At 72.5% G+C, this 20,277-nt stretch carries 21 protein-coding genes; 13 read left to right on the top strand and 8 right to left on the bottom strand.

All coding sequences use genetic code 11. The features are described from left to right. Nucleotides 1–33: 33 nt before the first annotated feature. From MPTA5024_RS00970 to MPTA5024_RS00990, 5 genes are read right to left on the bottom strand one after another with little or no spacing between them, the layout of a single operon-like run. Nucleotides 34–1,275, bottom strand: coding sequence for a CehA/McbA family metallohydrolase (locus tag MPTA5024_RS00970; protein WP_036318743.1), 1,242 nt, complete (start codon nucleotides 1,273–1,275; stop codon nucleotides 34–36). Nucleotides 1,276–1,277: 2 nt separating this feature from the next. Further along, nucleotides 1,278–2,342 carry an ABC transporter ATP-binding protein gene (locus MPTA5024_RS00975; protein ID WP_036318746.1) on the bottom strand — a complete coding sequence of 355 codons (1,065 nt, stop codon included), beginning with the start codon at nucleotides 2,340–2,342 and terminating at the stop codon, nucleotides 1,278–1,280. Beyond that, nucleotides 2,339–3,163, bottom strand: a complete 825-nt coding sequence (locus tag MPTA5024_RS00980; protein WP_036318750.1) for a carbohydrate ABC transporter permease — start codon at nucleotides 3,161–3,163, stop codon at nucleotides 2,339–2,341. Before MPTA5024_RS00980 ends, MPTA5024_RS00975 begins: the two co-directional genes overlap by 4 nt. Further along, nucleotides 3,160–4,062 (bottom strand): carbohydrate ABC transporter permease, encoded by a 903-nt coding sequence (locus MPTA5024_RS00985; RefSeq protein WP_036322688.1) that lies wholly within the window; start codon nucleotides 4,060–4,062, stop codon nucleotides 3,160–3,162. The genes MPTA5024_RS00980 and MPTA5024_RS00985 overlap by 4 nt, the downstream gene beginning before the upstream one ends. Further along, nucleotides 4,049–5,416 carry an extracellular solute-binding protein gene (locus tag MPTA5024_RS00990; RefSeq protein ID WP_036318754.1) on the bottom strand — a complete coding sequence of 456 codons (1,368 nt, stop codon included), beginning with the start codon at nucleotides 5,414–5,416 and terminating at the stop codon, nucleotides 4,049–4,051. Before MPTA5024_RS00990 ends, MPTA5024_RS00985 begins: the two co-directional genes overlap by 14 nt. A 232-nt stretch (nucleotides 5,417–5,648) precedes the next feature. Here MPTA5024_RS00990 and prcB point away from each other — a divergent pair, with 232 nt between their 5' ends. From prcB to MPTA5024_RS01015, 5 genes are all read left to right on the top strand, one after another. Further along, on the top strand, nucleotides 5,649–6,464 hold the full coding sequence (gene prcB, locus MPTA5024_RS00995; protein ID WP_036318757.1) for a proteasome subunit beta: 816 nt from the start codon (nucleotides 5,649–5,651) through the stop codon (nucleotides 6,462–6,464). A 28-nt stretch (nucleotides 6,465–6,492) separates the two neighbouring features. Beyond that, the gene (gene prcA / locus MPTA5024_RS01000; RefSeq protein ID WP_036322690.1) at nucleotides 6,493–7,293 is read left to right on the top strand and encodes a proteasome subunit alpha; all 801 of its coding nucleotides are present in this window, start codon (nucleotides 6,493–6,495) and stop codon (nucleotides 7,291–7,293) included. A gap of 159 nt (nucleotides 7,294–7,452) precedes the next feature. Further along, nucleotides 7,453–8,124, top strand: a complete 672-nt coding sequence (locus tag MPTA5024_RS01005; RefSeq protein WP_051457571.1) for a hypothetical protein — start codon at nucleotides 7,453–7,455, stop codon at nucleotides 8,122–8,124. 80 nt (nucleotides 8,125–8,204) lie between these two features. Continuing rightward, nucleotides 8,205–9,563, top strand: a complete 1,359-nt coding sequence (gene pafA / locus MPTA5024_RS01010) for a Pup--protein ligase (RefSeq protein ID WP_036318760.1) — start codon at nucleotides 8,205–8,207, stop codon at nucleotides 9,561–9,563. A gap of 72 nt (nucleotides 9,564–9,635) precedes the next feature. Then, on the top strand, nucleotides 9,636–10,592 hold the full coding sequence (locus MPTA5024_RS01015) for an FKBP-type peptidyl-prolyl cis-trans isomerase (protein ID WP_036318763.1): 957 nt from the start codon (nucleotides 9,636–9,638) through the stop codon (nucleotides 10,590–10,592). Between the two features lie 115 nt (nucleotides 10,593–10,707). On the opposite strand, the gene MPTA5024_RS01020 is transcribed toward MPTA5024_RS01015, so the two are convergent. Further along, nucleotides 10,708–11,565: a chitosanase gene (locus tag MPTA5024_RS01020; RefSeq protein ID WP_036318765.1), complete on the bottom strand. Its 858-nt coding sequence runs from the start codon at nucleotides 11,563–11,565 to the stop codon at nucleotides 10,708–10,710. Between the two features lie 264 nt (nucleotides 11,566–11,829). Here MPTA5024_RS01020 and MPTA5024_RS01025 point away from each other — a divergent pair, with 264 nt between their 5' ends. Together MPTA5024_RS01025 and MPTA5024_RS01030 are read left to right on the top strand one after the other, a co-directional pair. Beyond that, the gene (locus MPTA5024_RS01025; protein ID WP_036318769.1) at nucleotides 11,830–12,495 is read left to right on the top strand and encodes a helix-turn-helix transcriptional regulator; all 666 of its coding nucleotides are present in this window, start codon (nucleotides 11,830–11,832) and stop codon (nucleotides 12,493–12,495) included. A gap of 14 nt (nucleotides 12,496–12,509) precedes the next feature. Next, nucleotides 12,510–12,989 carry a DUF3291 domain-containing protein gene (locus tag MPTA5024_RS01030; protein ID WP_036318772.1) on the top strand — a complete coding sequence of 160 codons (480 nt, stop codon included), beginning with the start codon at nucleotides 12,510–12,512 and terminating at the stop codon, nucleotides 12,987–12,989. Here MPTA5024_RS01030 and MPTA5024_RS01035 read toward each other — a convergent pair. Further along, a complete protein-coding gene (locus tag MPTA5024_RS01035; protein ID WP_036318775.1) occupies nucleotides 12,932–14,005 on the bottom strand; it encodes a DUF3866 family protein in 1,074 nt (357 codons plus the stop codon). The two genes, MPTA5024_RS01030 and MPTA5024_RS01035, sit on opposite strands and share 58 nt — an antisense overlap. 39 nt (nucleotides 14,006–14,044) lie before the next feature. On the opposite strand from MPTA5024_RS01035, the gene MPTA5024_RS01040 reads away from it, so the two are divergent. The 6 genes from MPTA5024_RS01040 (at nucleotide 14,045) to MPTA5024_RS01065 (ending at nucleotide 18,454) form a co-directional block, all read left to right on the top strand. Further along, nucleotides 14,045–14,986 carry a helix-turn-helix transcriptional regulator gene (locus MPTA5024_RS01040; protein WP_036318777.1) on the top strand — a complete coding sequence of 314 codons (942 nt, stop codon included), beginning with the start codon at nucleotides 14,045–14,047 and terminating at the stop codon, nucleotides 14,984–14,986. A 34-nt stretch (nucleotides 14,987–15,020) separates the two neighbouring features. After that, nucleotides 15,021–15,974, top strand: a complete 954-nt coding sequence (locus MPTA5024_RS01045; RefSeq protein ID WP_036318779.1) for a helix-turn-helix transcriptional regulator — start codon at nucleotides 15,021–15,023, stop codon at nucleotides 15,972–15,974. Nucleotides 15,975–16,012: 38 nt separating this feature from the next. Further along, nucleotides 16,013–16,201: a hypothetical protein gene (locus MPTA5024_RS01050; RefSeq protein ID WP_157099239.1), complete on the top strand. Its 189-nt coding sequence runs from the start codon at nucleotides 16,013–16,015 to the stop codon at nucleotides 16,199–16,201. 63 nt (nucleotides 16,202–16,264) lie between these two features. Then, a complete protein-coding gene (gene tatA / locus MPTA5024_RS01055; RefSeq protein WP_036318785.1) occupies nucleotides 16,265–16,597 on the top strand; it encodes a Sec-independent protein translocase subunit TatA in 333 nt (110 codons plus the stop codon). A 46-nt stretch (nucleotides 16,598–16,643) separates the two neighbouring features. Next, a complete protein-coding gene (gene tatC, locus MPTA5024_RS01060) occupies nucleotides 16,644–17,510 on the top strand; it encodes a twin-arginine translocase subunit TatC (protein WP_036318788.1) in 867 nt (288 codons plus the stop codon). 59 nt (nucleotides 17,511–17,569) lie between these two features. Then, entirely contained in the window at nucleotides 17,570–18,454 is an 885-nt protein-coding gene (locus MPTA5024_RS01065; protein ID WP_036318791.1) for a diacylglycerol kinase, read from the top strand. A gap of 26 nt (nucleotides 18,455–18,480) precedes the next feature. On the opposite strand, the gene MPTA5024_RS01070 is transcribed toward MPTA5024_RS01065, so the two are convergent. Then, on the bottom strand, nucleotides 18,481–20,277 hold the full coding sequence (locus tag MPTA5024_RS01070) for an FtsX-like permease family protein (protein WP_036318794.1): 1,797 nt from the start codon (nucleotides 20,275–20,277) through the stop codon (nucleotides 18,481–18,483).

The following is a 20,277-nucleotide window of genomic DNA, read 5'->3' on the forward strand; positions in this document are numbered from 1 at the left end:
CACATCCCCGCCGCCTCAGCCGGGCAACCCCGTTCAGCCGCACAGGGCCATCACCTGGTTGGCCGGCGTCTCCAGCCGGTGCAGGCCCGGCCGGGCGGGCAGCCGCACCCGGTCGCCCCGCACGACCGTCCGGGTGTCCGGGCCCCACAGGACGAGCCCGTCGGCGTCCACCGCCAGGAACTCGTCGCCGTGCCGCAGCAGCAGCGGCCCGTCCGGCGAGGCGGACACGGCCGTGCGGCCCTCGGCGACGGCCGCCACCACGGCGTCGGCCGCCTCGGGCCCGCGCCCGCCCGCGGTCTCGGCGAGCACCCAGGTGGTTGGGTCGCCGGGCGGGTGCCCCTCCTCGGGGCTGTGGTAGTCGCCGCCGCCCACGGGCACCAGATCGTCGGCCCAGGCCCGCCCCCAGGCGAGCGGCGCGCCCCAGGTGCGGTCCCACCAGCTCCAGTGCCACAGCTCGGCCACGCGCGGGCGGCCGGTCATCGGGTGCCGCCAGGCGCAGTCGCCGGCCACCGGGTGGTTGACCGACAGCACGCCGCCGGCCTCCCGCACCCGGTCCGCCCACTCGTCGGGCGGCCGGCGGAAGTCGACCCAGCCGATCCGGCCGAACGCGTTGGCGTGGCCGAGGTCGGTCGTCACCTCCTGCCCGGGCACGAGCAGGATCCCGGCCAGGGCGGAGGCGGCGGGCAGCTCGGCGTGGTGGCTGACCGTGTTGTGGTCGGTCACCGCCAGGTAGTCGAGCCCGCGGTCGGCCGCCACGCAGGCGAGCTCGTACACGTCGAGGGAGCCGTCCGAGTGGGTCGTGTGGGCGTGCAGGTCGCCCGCCAGCCACCGCATGCCGCCGACGCCCGGCAGCCCCCGCCGTACGGCCGCCGGGTCGCGGTGCGGCGAGCGGGGCGTGCGGACGCACCGGCTCGGATGCCGCCGCGGCACGGCCGGGGCCCGCCGGTGGCGGATCACCCGGACCTCGTACGGCAGGCCGGCGAGGGGCACGCGGTACAGGCCCAGCACCACCTTCCACACCCCGGGCTCCGGCTCGCCCGGCAGGTAGCCGGGGGTGGCCCAGGTGGGCGCGATCGTGTACTCGGAGCGGGCGCCGCCGGACCAGCCGCGGAAGCCGCCGGGGCCCTCGCAGCCGAGGTCGAGCACGCCCGCCGAGCGGTCGTAGGAGAGCCGGACGGTCACCGCGGCCGTGCCCGGCGGCACCTCGAACTCCAGCTCCTTCACCGGCCCGTCCAGCCGGTCGTCCAGCGTCCACACGCCTGTGATCGCGGCCATGGTCAGGCCGCCGTGAGGAGCGCGTCGTCCCGGTAGATCAGCGCGCGCCCCGGGCGGGGGACCACCCAGGCGAGCGCGCCGAGCGCCGGCTCCTCCCCCTCGGGCGCGACCGCCTGCACGAGGTGGTCGCCGCACTCCAGCGTGACGAGGTGGGCGGTGCCGAGGTTCTCCACGACCGCTACCTTCCCCGAGAACGCGTCCCCGTCCCCGGACGGCGGGGGCGACGCGGACAGGTCGGCGTACTCGGGCCGCAGGCCGTACACCACCGGCCCGTCGGGCACCTCGGACGGCAGGGGGAGCACGGCCCCGGCCACGCGGAGCCTGCCGCCCTCGGCCGTGCCGGGCAGCAGGTTCATCGGGGTGGAGCCGATGAAGCCGGCCACGAACGTGGTCGCCGGCCGCCGGAACACCTCGGCCGGCGTGCCGAGCTGGGTGATGCGCCCGGCCGACATGACGGCGATCCGGTCGGCCAGGGCCAGCGCCTCGCCCTGGTCGTGGGTGACGAAGACCGTGGTCACGGCCAGCTCACGCTGGAGGCGTTTGAGGAACGTCCGGGCCTCCAGCCGCAGCCGCGCGTCGAGGTTCGACAGCGGCTCGTCGAACAGGAACACCTTCGGGTGGCACGCGATGGCCCGCGCGAGCGCCACCCGCTGCTGCTGGCCGCCGGACAGCTGGCCGGGCCTGCGGGCGAGCAACTCCGTCAGGCTGAGCCGGGCCGCCGTCTCGGCCGCCTTCTCCTCCCGCCGGGCCCGGGGGACCTTCCGGATCCGCAGCGGGTAGGCGATGTTGGCGGTCACGTCCATGTGCGGGAACAGGGCGTAGTCCTGGAACACCATGGCCACGTCCCGGCGGCCCGGCGGCAGCCGGGTCACGTCGGCGCCGCCGATGGCGACCGTCCCGGACGTGGGGGTCTCCAGGCCGGCGATCGTCCGCAGCAGCGTCGTCTTGCCGCAGCCGGACGGCCCCAGCAGCGCGAAGAACTCCCCGTCGCCGATGTCCAGGTCGAGGGCGTCGACCGCCCGCACCCCGCCCGGGAACTCCTTGGTCAGGCCGCGTAGCGAGATCACCTCTTGATCCCTCCGTGGAAGCGGAAGCCGTACCTGCGGCTGACGAACACGTACATCACGACCACCGGCAGCGAGTAGAGCAGCGAGAACGTCGAGATCAGGTCGAGGCGCGGCGAGCCGCCCTCGGTGTAGAGCGTGTAGAGGATGACCGAGCCCGGCGCCTTGTCCGGGTCGCGGAGCAGGATGAACGGCTGCAGGAAGCTCCCCCACACGTTGGCCACGGCCCAGACGGCGATCGTCGCCAGCCCCGGCCGCACGAGCGGGATCACGATGTGGCCGAGGATCTGCAACGGCGACGCCCCGAACACCCGGGCCGACTCCTCGTACGACGTCGGCGTGGCGTCCATGAAGTCCTTCAGGATGAAGATCGCCGCCGGCAGCAGCCCGCCCGACAGCGTCAGCACCACCCCGAGATGGGTGTCGATCAGGTTCAGCCGGGTCGCCAGCTCGAACAGCGGCACCATCGCCGCCGTCCCGGTCACTACCGACGACAGCAGCAGCAGGACGTACAGCAGCGCGTCCCGCCCGGGCACCCGCACCCGCGACAGCGCGTACGCGGCGAGGGCGGCCAGCACCACCACGAGCGCGGCGCTGGCGGCCGCCTGGATCACGGAGTTGCGCAGCGAGCTGAGGACGTACGGGTTGTCCAGCAGCGACCGGAAGTTCGCCAAGGTGAGGCTCGGGACCGACGCCGTGATCGTGGGATGGGCGTCGAACGGCGCCGAGGCCAGCCACAGCAGCGGCAGCGAGAAGAACCCGAGCACGGCCGCCAGGAACGTCGCCCGCATGATCACGCCCACCGCGCGGCGCGCGTCGGTCATGGGACGACCACCTCGCGGCGGCCGCGGAGGATCCGCAGGTAGGCGAAGGCGAAGACCAGGTTGATCAGCAGCACGAGGAACGAGATGGCCGCGCCGAACCCGAGGCGGCCCCCGCTCAGCGCGACGTTGTAGATGTACATCGGCAGGATCTCCGAGCGCCCCTCCGGCCCGCCCGCGGTGATCTGGAAGGCCGTGAAGTCGTTGAACGTCCACAGGCTGATGAGCAGCAGGTTCGTCAGCACGTGTCCCCGGATCCGGGGCAGCACGACGTCTCTGAGCTGCTGAAACGTCGACGCCCCGGCGAGGCGGGCCGTCTCCAGGTGCGACGGGGGCACGTTCTCCAGCGCCGCGCCGTACAGCATCATCGAGAAGGCCGTGCCCCGCCAGACGTTGAACACGATGATCGACGACATGGGGTGGTCGAGCAGCCACGCCGTCCCGGGCGTGTGCAGGATCGCGTTGAGCGTCCCCTCGTCCCGGTCGAGCAGGGCGATCCACAGGAACGCCACGACAGAGGAGGGCAGGATCCACGCGAGCAGCACCAGCCCCTCGGTGATCCGCTTGACCGGCCCCGGCCGGTTCCGCAGGGCCCACGCGAGCGCGAACCCCAGCACCGCCTGGCCGACCACCGCCGAGCCGAGCACGTACTGGACGGTGAGCCACAGCGACGAGCGGAACCGGTCGTCACCGAGCGCCTCGGTGAAGTTGGCGGCGCCGACGACCTGCGGGTCGGCCGCCGCCAGGCCGGTGAGGCGGTAGTCGGTCAGCCCCAGGTAGATGGTCCACAGCGCCGGGAAGACCAGGAAGACCCCGATCAGCACCAGCGCCGGGAGCATGAACCCGACGGCGCGCCCCCGCCCCAGACCGGCCGGCGAGACGGCCGGGTCAGCCCGCGACATGCGCCGCGCCGCCGACAAGGGACTCCACCTTGCTCTGGTAGCCGGCCGCCGCCTCCTCCACGCTCCGGCCCGACACGATCGCCGCCGTCGCCTCCTGCAGCGCGACCGACACCTGCGGGTAGACCGCGAGCGGCGGCCGGTACGCCGTGATCGGCAGCACCTTGTCCGACACGAACTTCAGCATCGGGTCGGCGCCCAGCACCGCGTCGTTGACGTCCTTGCGGGAGGTGATGCGGGCGGCCCCGGCGAGCTGCGAGGTGGTCGCCTCGGCCGAGTGCATGAACGACAGCAGCTCCCACGCCAGGCCCGGGTTCTTCGAGTTCGGGTTCAGCACCCGGACCGCGCCGCCCGACATGCTGACGAAGTCCTGCCCGCGGATGCCGGCGCCGGGACGCTCGGCGGGGATGAGGGCGTACCCGACGACGGCGTCCCGGTTCTGCATGGGAGCGACGCCGGCCTTGGGCTCGACCACCGACCGCCAGAAGTAGTCGCTCTCCGCCAGGATCCCGATCTTGCCCTGGGCGAACTCCGCGAACGACTTGTCGCGGCCCTGGGCCTCCTGCTGGAGGCGGGGGTCGCCGAGCCCGGTCGTGTAGATCTGCCGGTAGAAGTCCAGCACGTCCTTGAGGGGTTGCGAGGCGCCCGTCCACTTGCCGCCGGCGTAGATCTCCGCCCCCGCGCCCGCGAGCAGCGGCAGGACGCCCTGCATGGTCGTCGCCTCGCCCATCGCGGTGCCCGCGTCGAGCTGGATCGGGATCTGGACGCCCGCCTTCTTCAGGGCGGTGCCCGCGTCGATGATCTCCTGCCAGCTCTTCGGCTGCCACGGGTCCGGCAGGCCGGCCTTCCTGAACAGGTCCTTGTTGTAGAACAGCACCCGGCCGTCGGTGCCCTGCGGCAGGCCGTACCGCTTGCCGTCGAACGTGCCGAGGCCCTGGACGGCCTGGGGGATCTGGTTCCAGCCCTCCCAGGAGTCCACGCCCGCGCCGGCCACGTCGGACAGCGGCTTGATGTACCCGGCCTGGGCGAACTCGCCGACCCAGATGCCGTCGAGGTCGATCACGTCGGCCCCGGCCCGGGACTTCAGGTCGAGCGCGATCTTCGTCTTGTACTGCTCGTCGTCGACGCCGCTCGGCTGGAACCGCACGTGGACGGTCCGGCCCTTGGCCTTCTGGGCGGCCTCGAACTTCGGGATCACCCACTTCGCGGTCCAGTCCGCGGTCTCCGCGTTCTTGCCGCCCGAGATGGCGTTGGAGGTGATGGTGAGGGTGACGCCGTCGTCCTGGGAACCGCCGCCGGTGCCGCACGCGGCGAGCGCCAGTACGGCCCCCGCCAGCACCGCGAGTGCAGGTCTCATGCCGACCTCCCCGTCAAGTCATGACGTACAGACAAAACGACACTCGCACGTGATAACTAACTCGTAAAGAAACGGTTTGGTGAAGGAGTTAGTGCGCCCGTGGCGGGTCCGGACGGATGTCCGGTTCGCGCTGAGCTGATCGGGAAGAGTGCAACCAGTGCGGAGACATGAGTAGGGTCGGGCGTAACAACGCACGCTTGGAGGGAGTCGCGTGGCATCTCAGCCAGCCTGGATGAACAGCCTCTTCACACATACGGGGTCGTCGTCGTTCACCGAGTTCCTCGGCGCGCACGCGCCGAACCTGCTGCCCACGCGTGCCGAGACGCTGGCGGCGCCGGTCGGCGACCAGATCCCGCACGCGACCACGATCGTCGCGGCGACCTGCGCCGGAGGCGTGGTGATGGCGGGCGACAGGCGTGCGACCTCCGGCAACATGATCTCCCAGCGGGACATGGAGAAGGTGTTCCGCGCCGACGACTACTCGTGCATGGGCATCGCGGGCACCGCGAGCACCGGCATCGAGGTGGCCCGGCTGTTCCGGGTCGAGCTTGAGCACTACGAGAAGACCGAGGGCCGCTCGCTGTCCACGGAGGGCAAGGCCCACCGGCTGGCCACCATGATCCGCGGCAACCTCGCGATGGCCATGCAGGGCCTGGTCGTCGTCCCGCTCTTCGCGGCCTACGACCCGGCCGCCGACGGCGGCCGCATCTTCAGCTACGACGTCGGCGGCGGGCCGTACGAGCAGCACGACTTCCACTCGATCGGCTCCGGCTCGATCTTCGCCCGCGGCGCGCTGAAGAAGCTCTACCGGCCCGGCGCCAGCCCGCAGGACATGGTGCTCGCCTGCCTGCAGTCGCTGTACGACGCGGCCGACGACGACTCGGCCACCGGCGGGCCGGACGTCACGCGGAAGATCTGGCCGGTGGTCGCCGTCATCACCGCCGACGGCTTCCGCCGCCTGCCCGACGAGGAGGTCGGCGAGTTCGTCCAGTCGTTGCTGGAGGCCCGCATGACCGACCCCGACGGCCCGACCGCCCCGCTGCGCTAACGGACAGAGAGGAACACCCCCGGTGTCCATGCCCTTTGGATATGCCTCACCCGAGCAGATCATGCGGGACAGGGCGGAGTATGCGCGTAAGGGCATCGCGCGAGGCCGCAGCGTGGTCGTCATGCAGTATGCCGACGGCATCCTGTTCGTGGCGCCCAACCCGTCGAAGGCGCTCCACAAGATCAGCGAGATCTACGACCGGATCGGCTTCGCGGCGGTCGGGCGGTACAACGAGTTCGAGTCGCTGCGCCTGGCCGGCATCCGGTACGCCGACATCAACGGCTACACCTTCAACCGGACCGACGTCACCGGCCGCGGGCTCGCCAACCTGTATGCCCAGCAGCTCGGCATGATCTTCACGGACTCGATCAAGGCGCTGGAGGTGGAGATCGTCGTCGCCGAGGTGGGCGACACCGCTCAGGACGACCAGATCTTCCGTCTCACCTTCGACGGCTCGGTCTTCGACGAGCAGGGCATGGCCGTGATCGGCGGCCAGGCCGAGGCCGTCGCGGGCCGGCTCAAGGAGCGCTACAGCGAGGGGCTGGAGCTGCCGCAGGCGCTCGACGCGGCGCTCAGCGCCCTCACCGAGCCCGGCGGGGAGCGGCCCCCGGCGGGGCAGCTCGAGGTCGCGGTGCTCGACCGCGGCCGGGAGCACCGCAAGTTCCTGCGTCTCGCCGGCCCCCGCCTGGAGCGGCTGCTGGAGAGCGCCGCGGCGCCCACGGAGACCCCGGCGGCGCCCGAGTCCGGCGAGGAGGGTGCGCCGCCCGCCCCCGAGACCGGCCCGCCGATCGCGCCCGAGGGCGACATCGACACCGGCTCCGCCGGCTGACGTCCCGCCCCGGACCCCCTCCAGGGTCCCTCTCGGATCGTCCACGACGCCGCCGCGGCCCTCACCGGGCCGCGGCGGCGTCGACGTGAGGGGCCCCTGCGGTGAAGATCACAGGTTCCGGGCCCAACCAAACCCCGGTTTCGCTAGTCTCATCCGGTTGTGACGACTTTCGACCTTTTCCGGCGCGCGGGGGTTCCCGCGGCGGCCGTCGCCCTCTTCTCCCTGGCCGCCTGCTCCGGCACGGCCGGCTCCGCGGCCGGCCCCACCGCCACGGTCACGGTGACCGCGACCCCGGCCGCCCCGGCCGAGTCCTCCGCCCCCGCCGCGCCGACCCCCTCCGTGAGCGCGGCGCCGTCCGTCCCGGTGGCCGACCCCACCGGCGACGACAAGTGGCCCCCGATCTCCGACAAGACGCCGCCCGTCTTCGGCGGCGTCTTCCAGTCCGACCCGGGGCACGACTTCACCCGGGGGATCAGCCCGAGCCGCGACGGCGTCCTCCGGGGCGAGCTGCGGACCATGCAGGACGCCAACGTCGTCGAGTACGTCCCCGTCCGGTTCGTCCGGGACGTCGGCGGCCAGACGACGGGCCACTTCGAGGGGCCGCCCGAGGGCGACGCGATGGCCTTCGCCGCCCAGATCGACAAGAACGTGGTGTTCCTCAGCGCGGTCGGCTGCGACGGCAACGACCAGACGATCAACGGCGACTACGTGGGCACCCAGCGGTGCTCCCGCAACAAGCTGATCCTGCGGGCCGACAAGGGCGAGCTGTACGCCCTCATCACCGTCAAGGGCGGCCACATCGTCAAGGTGGTGGAGATCTACACCCCCTGACCTCGTTTCCCCCGTATCGCCGGAGCAATAAGCCGCGTGATCCCTGTTGAGTTGTCGGTTTCGGGGAATAGGGTGAGGTGATGGATCGACGCATCTTCGGGCTTGAGAACGAGTACGGCGTCACCTGCACGTTCCGCGGGCAGCGGAGGCTGTCGCCGGACGAGGTGGCGCGGTACCTGTTCCGGCGAGTGGTGTCCTGGGGCCGATCGAGCAACGTCTTCCTCCGCAACGGCGCCCGGCTGTATCTGGACGTCGGCAGCCATCCCGAGTACGCCACCCCTGAATGCGACAACGTCGTGGAGCTGGTCACCCACGACAAGGCGGGGGAGCGGATTCTCGAGGGTCTCCTCGTGGACGCCGAGAAGCGGCTCCGCGAGGAGGGCATCGCGGGAGACATCTACCTGTTCAAGAACAACACCGACTCGGCCGGCAACTCCTACGGCTGCCACGAGAACTACCTCGTCGGCCGGCACGGGGAGTTCGGACGGCTGGCCGACGTCCTGATCCCGTACCTCGTGACCCGGCAGATCATCTGCGGCGCCGGCAAGGTGCTGCAGACGCCGCGCGGCGCCGTCTACTGCGTGTCCCAGCGGGCCGAGCACATCTGGGAGGGCGTCTCCTCGGCGACCACCCGCTCGCGCCCGATCATCAACACCAGGGACGAGCCGCACGCCGACGCCGAGCGGTTCCGCCGCCTGCACGTCATCGTCGGCGACTCGAACATGAGCGAGACGACGACGCTGCTCAAGGTGGGGGCCACCGACCTGGTCCTGCGCATGATCGAGGCGGGCGTCGTCATGCGCGACCTGTCCCTGGAGAACCCGATAAGGGCGATCCGCGAGGTGTCCCACGACATGACCGGCCGCCGCCGGGTCCGCCTCGCCAACGGGCGGGAGGCGTCCTCGCTGGAGATCCAGCAGGAGTACCTCACCAAGGCCCGCGACTTCGTCGACCGCCGCGGCGGCGACGAGACCAGCAAGCGGGTCTTGGAGCTGTGGGAGCGCACGCTCCGGGCGGTCGACACCGGCGACCTCGACCTCGTGGCGCGGGAGATCGACTGGGTCACCAAGTACCAGATGATTGAACGTTACAGGCAGAAGTACGACCTTCCGCTGTCGTCGCCGCGGGTCGCGCAGCTCGATCTGGCCTACCACGACGTCCACCGCAAGCGGGGCCTGTTCTACCTGCTGCAGCGGCGGGGGGCGGTCGAGCGGGTCGCCGGCGACGTCCGGATCTTCGAGGCGAAGTCGGTCCCGCCGCAGACCACGCGGGCGAAGCTGCGCGGCGAGTTCATCCGCAAGGCCCAGGAGAAGCGCCGCGACTTCACCGTCGACTGGGTCCACCTGAAGCTCAACGACCAGGCCCAGCGGACCGTCCTGTGCAAGGACCCGTTCCGGGCCGTGGACGAGAGGGTGGACAAGCTGATAGCGGGGATGTGATCGGCTTACACGGTTCTGACGGCGGGTTCGGGTAGGGTTACCCGGACCCGCTGTCTGTCTGAGGATTCCCACATGCGCCGCCGTACGGCCGTAGTCGCCGCCATACCGTTGTTGCTCGCCGCCGCCTGCGGAACCGCGCAGAAGAGCGCCCCCAGCGCGAGCCCCGGCCAGCAGGCCGCCGCCTCCGGAATCAAGGTGACCGGAGACGCGGGCAAGAAGCCCACGCTCACCTTCCCGGCCGGGAAGCCGTCGCTGACCTCCTCCGCGCAGAAGGTCGTCGAGGGCTCGGGCACGCCCGCCAAGGACGGCGACGTCCTCACCGCGAACGTGACGGTCTACAACTGGGACGGCAAGCAGAACAAGTCGCCGGGCTCCGACTACGACCAGGGCAAGTCGGAGTTCGTCACCGTCAGCCCGCAGCTGCCGAAGGCGCTGCACGAGGCCCTCGTCGGCGCCAAGCCGGGCGGCCGCGTCCTCGCGGTGATCGCCAAGGACAACCTGTCGGCCGACCAGATCAACCAGGCCAAGCAGCAGGGCACCGACTTCAACACGTCGTCGCAGGTGCTCGTCGTCGACATCGTCTCGGCCGCCGCCAAGGCCGCCCAGGGCGCGGCGGTCGACCCCGGCCTCAACGGCGTGAAGCTGGAGAACCCGGGCGGTGACAAGGCCCCCACGCTGACCACGAAGACGGCCGCCAAGCCGCCGAAGAAGCTCGTGGTCAAGACCGTGATCAAGGGCGACGGCCCGGCCGTGAAGGCCGACCAGACGGTGCTCGCGCACTACATCGGCAAGATCTGGGGCACCGACAAGAAGTTCGACTCCAGCTGGGACCGGGGCGAGCCGGCCTCGTTCGCCCTCAACCAGGTCGTCAAGGGCTGGGCCCAGGGCCTGACCGGCGTCCCCGTCGGCAGCCGCGTCCTGCTCACGATCCCGCCGGACCTCGGGTACGGCAAGGAGGGCAACTCGCAGGGCGGCATCAAGGGCACCGACACGCTCGTGTTCGTGGTCGACGTCCTCGGCGCCGCCTGATCGCGGCGCCGGCCGTCCCGAGCGCAGGCGCAGAGCTCCCAGGCACGACACGCGGAACGGCCTCTCCCGCCCTTGTCAGGGCGCGGAGAGGCCGTTCGTCTATCGGGGGCCCGGCTCAGCTCTTGATCTCGTAGCTGTCGCCGTAGACCTTCCACTTCAGCGGCGGGTTGAGGTCGAGGTTGCCGTTCTTGAGGAACACCCGCTGCTCGGTGTCGACCCGGCTGGTGTCGCTGTGCGCCTCCTCGGTCTTCATCGCGGCCTTGCGGGCGTCGAGGAACGCGTTGAGGTAGGCGACCTCGTCGCCGCCCTGCGCCGGGGTCTTCGCCTTCTTCATGGCCGTCTTGCGGATGCCGCCGAAGCTGACCGGGTCGGTGCCCGGGCCGTGCATGACGATGGCGTCGTAGTAGATGAACTGCCCGAGCGCCCGCAGGCCGTCGGCCTTCGCCTGCTTGACCGCCGGGTTGAAGTAGACCCGGTCCCGCTCGTCGTTCTGGGCCTGCTGGAAGACCTTGTCGGACGCCGCGGTGCGCCAGTCCTTCGGGAAGTTCGGGTCGAGGCCCTTGTGGGAGTCGGTGCCGTCGACCTTCCGCAGCGCGGGGAGGTACTTGGCGAGCACGTTGTCCGGCTTGCGCTGGGTGTAGAGCTCGACGAGGTCGAGCATGTCGCCGGTGCCCGAGCAGAACCCGATGATGCCGGCCGTGTAGCCGCGGCCGTCGTCGATGTCCTCGATGTACTTGTACTGGGCCTTCCAGTCGAGGGAGGAGTTCTCCGCGCTGGAGACGAGCTCCATCGCGATCTCCTTCTTCTTCGGGTCCGTGAGGTCCGCCGAGGCCCGGGCCGCCGAGGCGTGGGCCGCGCCGGCGGCGCTCGCCTGCGAGGCGAGCCCGGCCTGGGCCGACAGCGCGACCGCGCCCGCGGCCAGCAGAAGGACGGCGGCGCGCCGGGACGCGCGTCCGGGCAGCAGGTTCTTCACGTCGTGATCTCCGTTTCTCCGCCTGTCTCGCCGACGGGCGGCCCGCGTGGAGTGCCGCGGGCGATGGGGGTGCGCCGTCGAGGAGGGGGTGTGGCGGGTCACCCGAGGAGGGGGATCCCTTCGGGGTTAGTTAGGAAGGTTTCCTAATGAAAGCAGCTCGATCACGGCGGTGTCAACGCCCGGAATCCGGCGGTCCGCGTGCCCGTCTGGCCCTCGGCGGCGGTCCCCGCCGGGCGTGAGCGGGGCGGTTCTAGACTCCGGGCTGTGAAGAGCGACGACCTCGAGTCGATGAGCGTGCTCGCCGATCCCGTCCGCCGGGAGCTGTACCGCTTCGTGGCGTCCCAGGGGCGGGACGTGGGGCGCAACGAGGCGGCCGAGGCCGCCGGGGTGCAGCGCACGCTCGCGGCCTTCCACCTGGACAAGCTCGTCGGCGCGGGCCTGCTGGAGGCGGGCTTCCGCCGGCTCACCGACCGCACCGGGCCGGGCAGCGGACGGCCGGCGAAGGTCTACCGCAGGGCCGCCGGCGAGCGGGCCGTGAGCCTGCCGCCGCGCGACTACCGGACCCCGGCCCTCGTCCTGGCGGAGGTGGTCGGCCTGCTCGGCGGCGACGAGCAGGCCGAGGCGGCCGCCCGGCGGGCGGGCGAGCGGATGGCCGCCGGCACGGAGGGCGCGGACCTGGTCGAGGTGCTGGACGCGCGCGGCTACGAGCCGTACGAGGAGGGTGGGCGGATCCGGCTGCGCAACTGCCCCTTCCATCTGCTGGCCGAGGAGCACCCGCTGCTCGTGTGCTCGATGAACCTCGCGATGTGCGAGGGGCTGCTGGCCGCCCGCGACGAGCGCGGCGTCACGGCCGCGCTCGACCCACGGCCGGGGGAGTGCTGCGTCGCGTTCACCCGCGACGCCGGGTCTTCTAAAAATAATCAAGACTGACATAGAATCCGGGCATGCATCTCGCGCAGCTCAACGTCGCCCATCTCCTGGAGCCCATCGAGTCCGCACGGCTGGCGGGGTTCGTCGCCGCCCTCGAGCCGATCAACGCCGTCTCCGACGTCGCGCCCGGGTTCGTCTGGCGCATGAAGGGCGGAGACCTGCCGACCGACGTGGTCCGCCACGAGTACGGCGACCACCTGCTCATCAACCTGTCGGTGTGGGAGTCCCGCACGACGCTGTGGAACTTCGTCTACCGCAGCCCCCACCTGGGCGTGCTGAGGCGGCGCAGGGACTGGTTCCACCGGGCGGCCGAGCCGTACAGCGTGATGTGGTGGGTCCCCGAGGGGCACCGGCCGCCGCTGGACGAGGCGATGGGACGCCTCGGCCTGCTCCGCTCCCAGGGGGCCGGGCCGGAGGCGTTCACGTTCAAGGAGTTCTACGAGCCGAGCAGCCCGGCCGCGTCCCGTCCCGCCGCCGCGGAGGCGAGGAAGTAGGCGAGGTCCTCCGCCAGGCCGCGGCCCATCGTCGACAGGCGGACCGGCGACGCCTCGAGCGCGCCGAGCAGCCCGTCCACCGGCACGGTGACCAGCTCGTGCCGCGCGCCGAGGGGCGCGGCCTGCTCCCGGACCCGGTCGCCGAACTCGCCGGGCAGGTCGGGCACCGCCACCCGCGCCTGCGTGAGCGCGACCCGCCCGTACGCCGTGAGCGAGTGGTGCGAGACGCCGCGGTGGCGGTCCCGGGCGTCGCCCTCGCTCACCCGCAGCGCCGCCACCGGGCGTCCGCCGAGGACGGCGGCGGCGTTCACCGCCTCCCCGGCCGACACGCCGGAGAAGCCCCACCGGGTGCCCGTGCCGAGGTTGCCCGGTCCCTGGGTCACGACGGCGACGTCGGCGCCCAGCACGTGCCGGGCGGCGAGCAGTCCGGTGTGCGTCGTCACGGCCTCCACGTCGCCGCCGAAGGACTGGCCGGTCGTCACGACCCCGCACAGCCACTCGCGCGCCCGCAGCTCGGCGCAGGACATGGAGAACCAGGCGGGCAGGGCGCCGCCGTCGAGCATCACGTACGCCACGCGGGGCCGCCCGGCGGCCGAGGCGTACAGGCCGCACAGGATGGCGGGCAGGGCGGAGTGGAGGTCGGCGACCACGACGGGCATGCCGTCGAGCGAGTCGGCCTCCCGCAAAACGTCGTGATGGGGGGAGTCCTGCTCGTCGGCGCCGAGCACGGTCGCCTGCAGCGGGGTGTAGCGCGCCTTCACCAGATGGCCCGGGCCGGCGGGATCTTGCGGCAAACGGTCCGGAACCGCCACCACCATGGCGTACCCTCCCGTACCGAGGCCCATGGCGAGCGCGGTCGTGTTGAGCAGCACGGCGTCGCCCGGCTCGGGCCGTCCGACCAGCGGGGGATAGGCGAGGGCGCGGCACTCGCCCTCGGCGAGGGCGACGTCGAGCTCCATCGCCCCCGGCCACTCGCGCCGGACCCGGACCACCTCGCCCTTGCGCCATCTGATCACGCCGAAAAGGGTAGCGTTCTCGATTGGAGGGGAGGCCCGATGTCGCGGCGGAAGACCGAGCGGCTGCTCAATCTGGTGATCTGCCTGCTCGCGACGCGGCGGCCGCTGAGCGCCGAGCAGATCCGGCAGGCCGTCCCGGGGTACGACCCGGACAACGACGAGGCCTTCCAGCGGATGTTCGAGCGCGACAAGAACGAGTTGCGCGAGATCGGCATCCCGATCGAGGTCCACAAGGACCCCTGGGAGGACGACCCCGGCTACCGCATCGTGCGGGAGGCGTACGAGCTGCCCGAGATCACGCTGGAGCCGGACGAGGCCGCGGTCATCGGCCTGGCCGCCCAGGTGTGGCAGCGGGCGAACCTCGCCGAGGCGGCAGGCGGCGCCCTGCTGAAGCTGCGCGCCGGAGGCGTGCGCACCGACCAGGTGGAGAGCCCGCTGGAGCTGCGGGTGGACACCCGCGACCCGGCGTTCCCGGCCCTGTGGGAGGCCGTGCGCGACCGCCGGGCCGTCCGCTTCGACTACCGCTCGGCGGGCAGCGAGTCGGTGCTCACGCGCACCGTGGAGCCGTGGGGGGTGGTGAGCCGCCGCGGCCGGTGGTACATGGCCGGCCACGACCGCGACCGCGGCGCCGCCCGGGTCTTCCGGCTCAGCCGCATCACCGGGCCCGTCGCGACGCTGGGCCGCCCCGGGGCCTTCGCGGTCCCCGAGGGCCTGGACCTGCGGGCCATGGTCGGCTACCAGGAGGTCCCCAACGAGCGGACCGCGCTCGTGCGGATCCGCCAGGGCTCCTGCCTCGGCCTGCGGCACGCGGCCCAGTCCGTACGGCCGGGGACCGACGGGTGGGACGAGGCCGAGGTGACGTTCGCCGACCCCGAGCGGCTCGCCGGGTGGATCGCCAGCCTCGGCCCGGACGCCGTCGTGACGGACCCGCCGGACGCGCGGGAGGCCGTGATCCGCCGCCTGAAGGGGGCCCTGCAGTGAGCGCGCGACCCGACTCCGGGAAGGCGGGGGGACGATGAGCTCCGACCGGCTGCCGCGCCTGCTGGCGCTCGTGCCGTACCTGATGTCGCATCCGGGCGCGCAGGTGCCGGAGGTGGCCCGCCTGTTCGGGCTGTCGGAGAAGCAGCTGATCGACGACCTCCAGCTGGTGTGGATGTGCGGCCTGCCCGGTCACACGCCGGGCGACCTGATCGACGTCTCCTGGGACGGCGGTGAGATCCTCATCGACAACGCCGACGCGATCGCCCGGCCCCTCAAGCTCGGCGTCGACGAGGCGAGCGCGCTGCTGGTGGCGCTGCGCATGCTGGGCGAGCTCCCGGAGTTCCAGGACCGCGACGTGCTGGGCCGGGTCATCGCCAAGCTGGAGCAGGCCGCCGGCGAGGGCGCGGCGACCGTCAGCAGCCAGGTCCAGGTCGAGATCGGCGCGGCGCCCGACGCCCACGCCGTCATCACCGAGGCCGCGCGCCGGGGCAGGCGGCTGTCGCTGCGCTACTACGTCCCGGGGCGGGACGAGATCACCCCGCGCGAGGTCGACCCGCTCCGCGTGGTCCTGGTCGACGGGCACCACTACCTGGAGGGGTGGTGCTACCGGGCCGAGGCGATGCGGATGTTCCGGATCGACCGGATCATGGAGGTCGAGGTCCTCGACGTCCCGGCGGACCCGCCGGCCGAGGCCGAGCCGATGGACGTCACCCAGGGCGTGTTCCGGCCGTCCGAGAGCGACGAGCTGGTGGAGCTGGAGCTGACCCCGGCCGGGCGGTGGGTCGCCGAGTACTACCCGTGCGAGGAGGTCACCGAGCTGGGGGAGGGCCGGCTGCGGGTGGCGCTGCGCGCCCGCGACCAGTCGTGGGTGGTCCGGCTCGCGCTGCGCCTGGGAGACGGCGGGCGGGTGCTGTCCCCGGCCTCGCTGGGCGAGCGGGTCGCGCAGACGGCGACGGCGGCGCTGGCTAACTACGAATCCGCCTGCTGACCGCGCGACGGCCCGCGACGGCGGCTAGCATGGCCGCCATGACGTGGATCTTCGCGGCTGTCGGCCTGGCCGTGGCGGGGCTCGCCGTCCTGGCCGTGCCGGCGGTGCGGGTGTTCGCCGCGGCCCGCGGGCTCGGCGCCGAGCTGGACAGGGCGAGGCGACGTCTCGGGCTACCGGAGGATGAATTTCCGGCGGCCGGCAGTACGCTCCGGGCCGAGCGCGGGTGAAGACCGGCCTGTGGTGCGCGTACGATCGGTGATGGTACCTCCCTGCGTGTGAAGGAAGCGGTCATGTCCCAACTCGGTGTGCCGGAACTGCTCATCATCGGAGTCGTCCTGATCCTGCTGTTCGGCGCCAAGAGGCTGCCCGACACCGCGAAGTCGCTCGGGCAGTCGCTGCGGCTGTTCAAGAAGGAGACCTCCAAGCTGCGCGAGGAGGACGACGCCGCGACCGTGGTGAAGGCGGAGGCGGCGCCCCCGCAGCAGATCGCCCCGGCGACGCCGTCCGTCGAGGACCGGCTGCGCGTCCTGGAGGAGGAGAACCGCCGTCTGCGCGCCGCCTCCGAGCCCACCGTGAACGGTGTGCCCCTGTCCCAGACGCAGAACGACCAGCGGTCGAGCTGATCCGTCCGGGCGTCCTGATGGCCCCTTTACCGAGCAGGATCAACAGATGGCGCTGCTGAAGCGGTCCAGCCCGGAGCCGTCGTTCGACGACGGGCGCATGACGCTCATGGAGCATCTCCGTGAGCTGCGCAACCGCATCGTCAAGATGCTCCTGGCGGTCGTGGTCGGCACCGGCATCGGGTTCGCGTTCTTCGGCCCGATCTGGACCTTCATGACGGCCCCGTTCTGCCGGCTGCCCGAGGCGTACAAGATCACGAACGGGCAGAGCTGCACGCTGGTCGTGCACGGCGTGCTCGACGGCTTCATGATCAACCTCAAGGTCGCCGTGATCTTCGGCGTGGTGGTGACCGCGCCCCTGTGGCTGTACCAGATCTGGGCGTTCGTCACCCCGGGGCTCTACCAGAACGAGCGGCGCTACACGATCGCGTTCCTCGGCCTGGCGATCCCGCTGTTCGGCGCCGGCGCCGCCCTCGCGTACCTCACGATGGACCGCGGTCTGTCGCTGCTGCTGGGGTTCGTCCCCGGCAACGCGCTGGCGCTGATCGACGTCGACGACTACCTCACGTTCCTGATCCTCATGCTCGTCATCTTCGGCATCTCGTTCCTGATGCCGTTGCTGATGGTGTTCCTCAACGTGATCGGCGTGCTGAAGTACCGGACGGTCGCCAAGCACCAGCGCATGATCGTCTTCCTGCTGTTCGTGTTCGCCGCGGTGGCCACGCCGAGCCAGGATCCGTTCACCATGCTGGCGCTGGCGCTGCCCATGGTCGTCCTCTTCTTCGTGGCCGAGGTCTTCATGCACGTCCACGACAAGAGGCGGGACGCGGCGGACGAGATCAGGGCGCGGGCGATCGAGGAGGAGCTCGACGGGCCGCAGGAGTCCTCGCTGGACTCGCTCGACACCAGGGACTGAGCGGGCGTCCAGGGCCGCGGACTCTGGCGCTGTCCGATCGGTGCCGCTATGTTCCGGATGTGTCTGGTGAGCTCGTCGTCCTGGTGAACCCCGCCGCCCGCGGCGGCCGTACCCTCCGTCTCCTCGACCCGGTCCTGCGGCGGCTGCGCGAGGGCGGGCGCCCCGTCTCCGTGATCGTCGGCACGTCGGCGGACGACGCGCTGGCCCGGGCGCGCGAGGCCGTGGCGGCCGGCCCGGACGCGCTGGTCGCGTTCGGCGGGGACGGGCTCGTGCACCTGGCCGTCCAGGCGGTCGCCGGGACGCCGGTGCCGCTCGGCATCGTGCCCGCGGGCACCGGCAACGACATCGCAGACGCGCTCGGCATCCCCCGCAGGGACGTCCTGGCCGCCGCCGCGATCGTCGCGGACGGCCGGGTCCGGGTGGTGGACGCCGCGCGCGTCGGGCCGTCCGAGTGGTTCGCGGGGGTGCTGGCCTGCGGCTTCGACTCCCGCGTCAACGAGCGGGCCAACGTCATGACGTGGCCGCCGGGGATGGCCAGGTACCTGCTGGCCCTGGTGGAGGAGCTCCGCTCGTTCACGCCGATCCCGTTCCGGATCACCCTGGACGAGGGGGAGGTGGTCGAGCGGGAGGCCATGCTGGTCGCCGTGGCCAACACCCGCTCCTACGGCGCCGGCATGCGGGTCTGCCCCGACGCCAGCCCGGACGACGGCCTGCTCGACGTGCTGGTCCTGGGTGCGGTGCCGAAGGCCGACTTCCTGCGCACCTTCCCCCGCGTCTACCGCGGCAGCCACGTCACGCATCCCGCCGTGTCCGTGCGGCGGGCAAGGACCGTGACGCTGGAGGCCCCCGACGTCGTCGCGTACGCGGACGGGGAGCGGATCGGCCCGGCTCCCGTCACGTGCGCGGTCGTGCCGGGCGCGCTGCGGGTGATCGTGCCGCGCTGACGCCTCTCGCGCGTGGCGCCGGCCGGTCAGGTCGTCTCGGCGCTCAGGGCCTGGGCCACGGACCGGCGGGCCGCCACGCGTGCGGGAACGGCGGTGAGCGCCGCCGTCGCCAGTACGGTCGCGATCGCGGCGCCGGCCATCGAGGCGATGGGGAGTGTGCTCGCGCCCCCGACGGTCACGTACACGCCGATGCCGAGGATGACTCCGGCGACGGCGCCGGGCAGGGCGGGCAGGACCTGGGCGACGGACAGCCCGGCCGTGATCTGCCCGGGAGTGGCGCCGAGGGTGCGCGCGACGGCCATGGTCGCCCGGGCTTCCATCGCCGTGCTCCAGGTCATCGTGATGGTGTTCACGAGGGCGAGCGCGATCGCCAGGACGGTCACCGACAGCAGCAGCCTGCCGCTCTGGTCGTCCCGCAGGTTGGGCAGGCCGGACAGGCCCGCCCCCCAGCCCCCGCGGTGCTGGGCGTAGCCCCAGCGCGGCTGGACGTTGAAGGTCAGCAGGGCGTCGACCGCGATCAGTGTGGCGGCGGTGGAGCAGCCGTGCAGCACGGCCCGGCCCGGCCGGCGGGCGGTCAGCCGCAACCCGAGCAGCAGCGGGGCCGGCAGCAGCGCGGACAGCGCGGTGAGCAGGGGACGGCGGCGGGGCCGGTGGGCGGTGACGGTCAGCGCGTCGACGGTCGCGGTGCGCAGGGCGAGCAGCGTGGGACGCAGCGAGGAGACGGCCGCCACCGCCACGGCCAGCGCGGTCGCCGCGACGACGACGCCGGCGGTCGGTCCGGCGACACTCCCGATCCGGCTGGCGGTGGGGCTGGCGACGGCCGGTTCCGCCAGGCGGGCGACCGTCAGCCCCAGCGCGTCGGCCAGCAGCACCAGCCCGAGATGTTCGGCGAGCAGTACGGCGGCGATCAGGCCGGGGGTGGCGCCGACGGCCTTGAGTAGTCCCGCCCGGCGCGTCTGCTCGGCGGTGCGTCCGGCGGCCAGGGCGGCCACCCCGGCGACGGCCAGGAAGCCGAGCAGCCACCCGCCGATGACCAGGATCGGCTGGGAGTCCCTGAGCATGACGGAATCCTGCTGGGCGATGAACTGCGCGGTGTGGTAGTTCATGCTGACGGTGGAGTCGCGGTGGGCGTCGATGAAGGCACGGGCCGCGGCGGGGTCGCTCAGCTTGAGGTCGACGGCCATGGCCAGCGGGAGATCACGCGATGCCAGCGCCGTGGCGTCCGCGTGGGTCAGCCAGACGAGGCCGCCCCCGTCGCTCGGGCCGCCGTACGGGCCGATCCCCGGCGCCCACGGGAAGACGGAGGCGGCCGCGGTCACGGCGATCCCGACGACGGGGTACGTCCGGCCGGAGACGGTGACGCGGTCGCCGACGCGGGCGCCGAGCGCGGTGGCGAAGCCCCGTTCGAGGACCGCGCCGCCCGGGCGCACCCAGTGGCCCGAGGTCACCAGCGGGCGGTCGACCGCGCCGGGCCTCTCCGCGGCGCCGTGCACCACCACGAGAGAGGCCAGGCCGCGTGAGGTGAGGGTGGCGAAGACGATGCGGTACGGGCCGTTGTGGCCGGCGACCCCGGGGGCGCGCGTCAGCTCCTCCAGCGCCGGGGCCACGGGAGTGCCCAGCTCGGGGGCGTACACCACGATGTCGGGCCCGGCGGTGGCGGCCCGGGTCTGCTCGTAGAGCGCCTCGCTCGCCCCGCCGAGGGACAGGCCCAGGGCGACGGTCGCGGTGGCCGTGGTCACCGCGAGCAGGAGCATGGCGGCCTGGGCCCGGTGGCGGCGGACGTCGGCCAGGACGAGGCGGAAGACGAGCACGGCGCGGCCCAC

The sequence above is a fragment of the Microbispora sp. ATCC PTA-5024 genome (assembly GCF_000511135.2).
Classification (GTDB): domain Bacteria; phylum Actinomycetota; class Actinomycetes; order Streptosporangiales; family Streptosporangiaceae; genus Microbispora; species Microbispora corallina.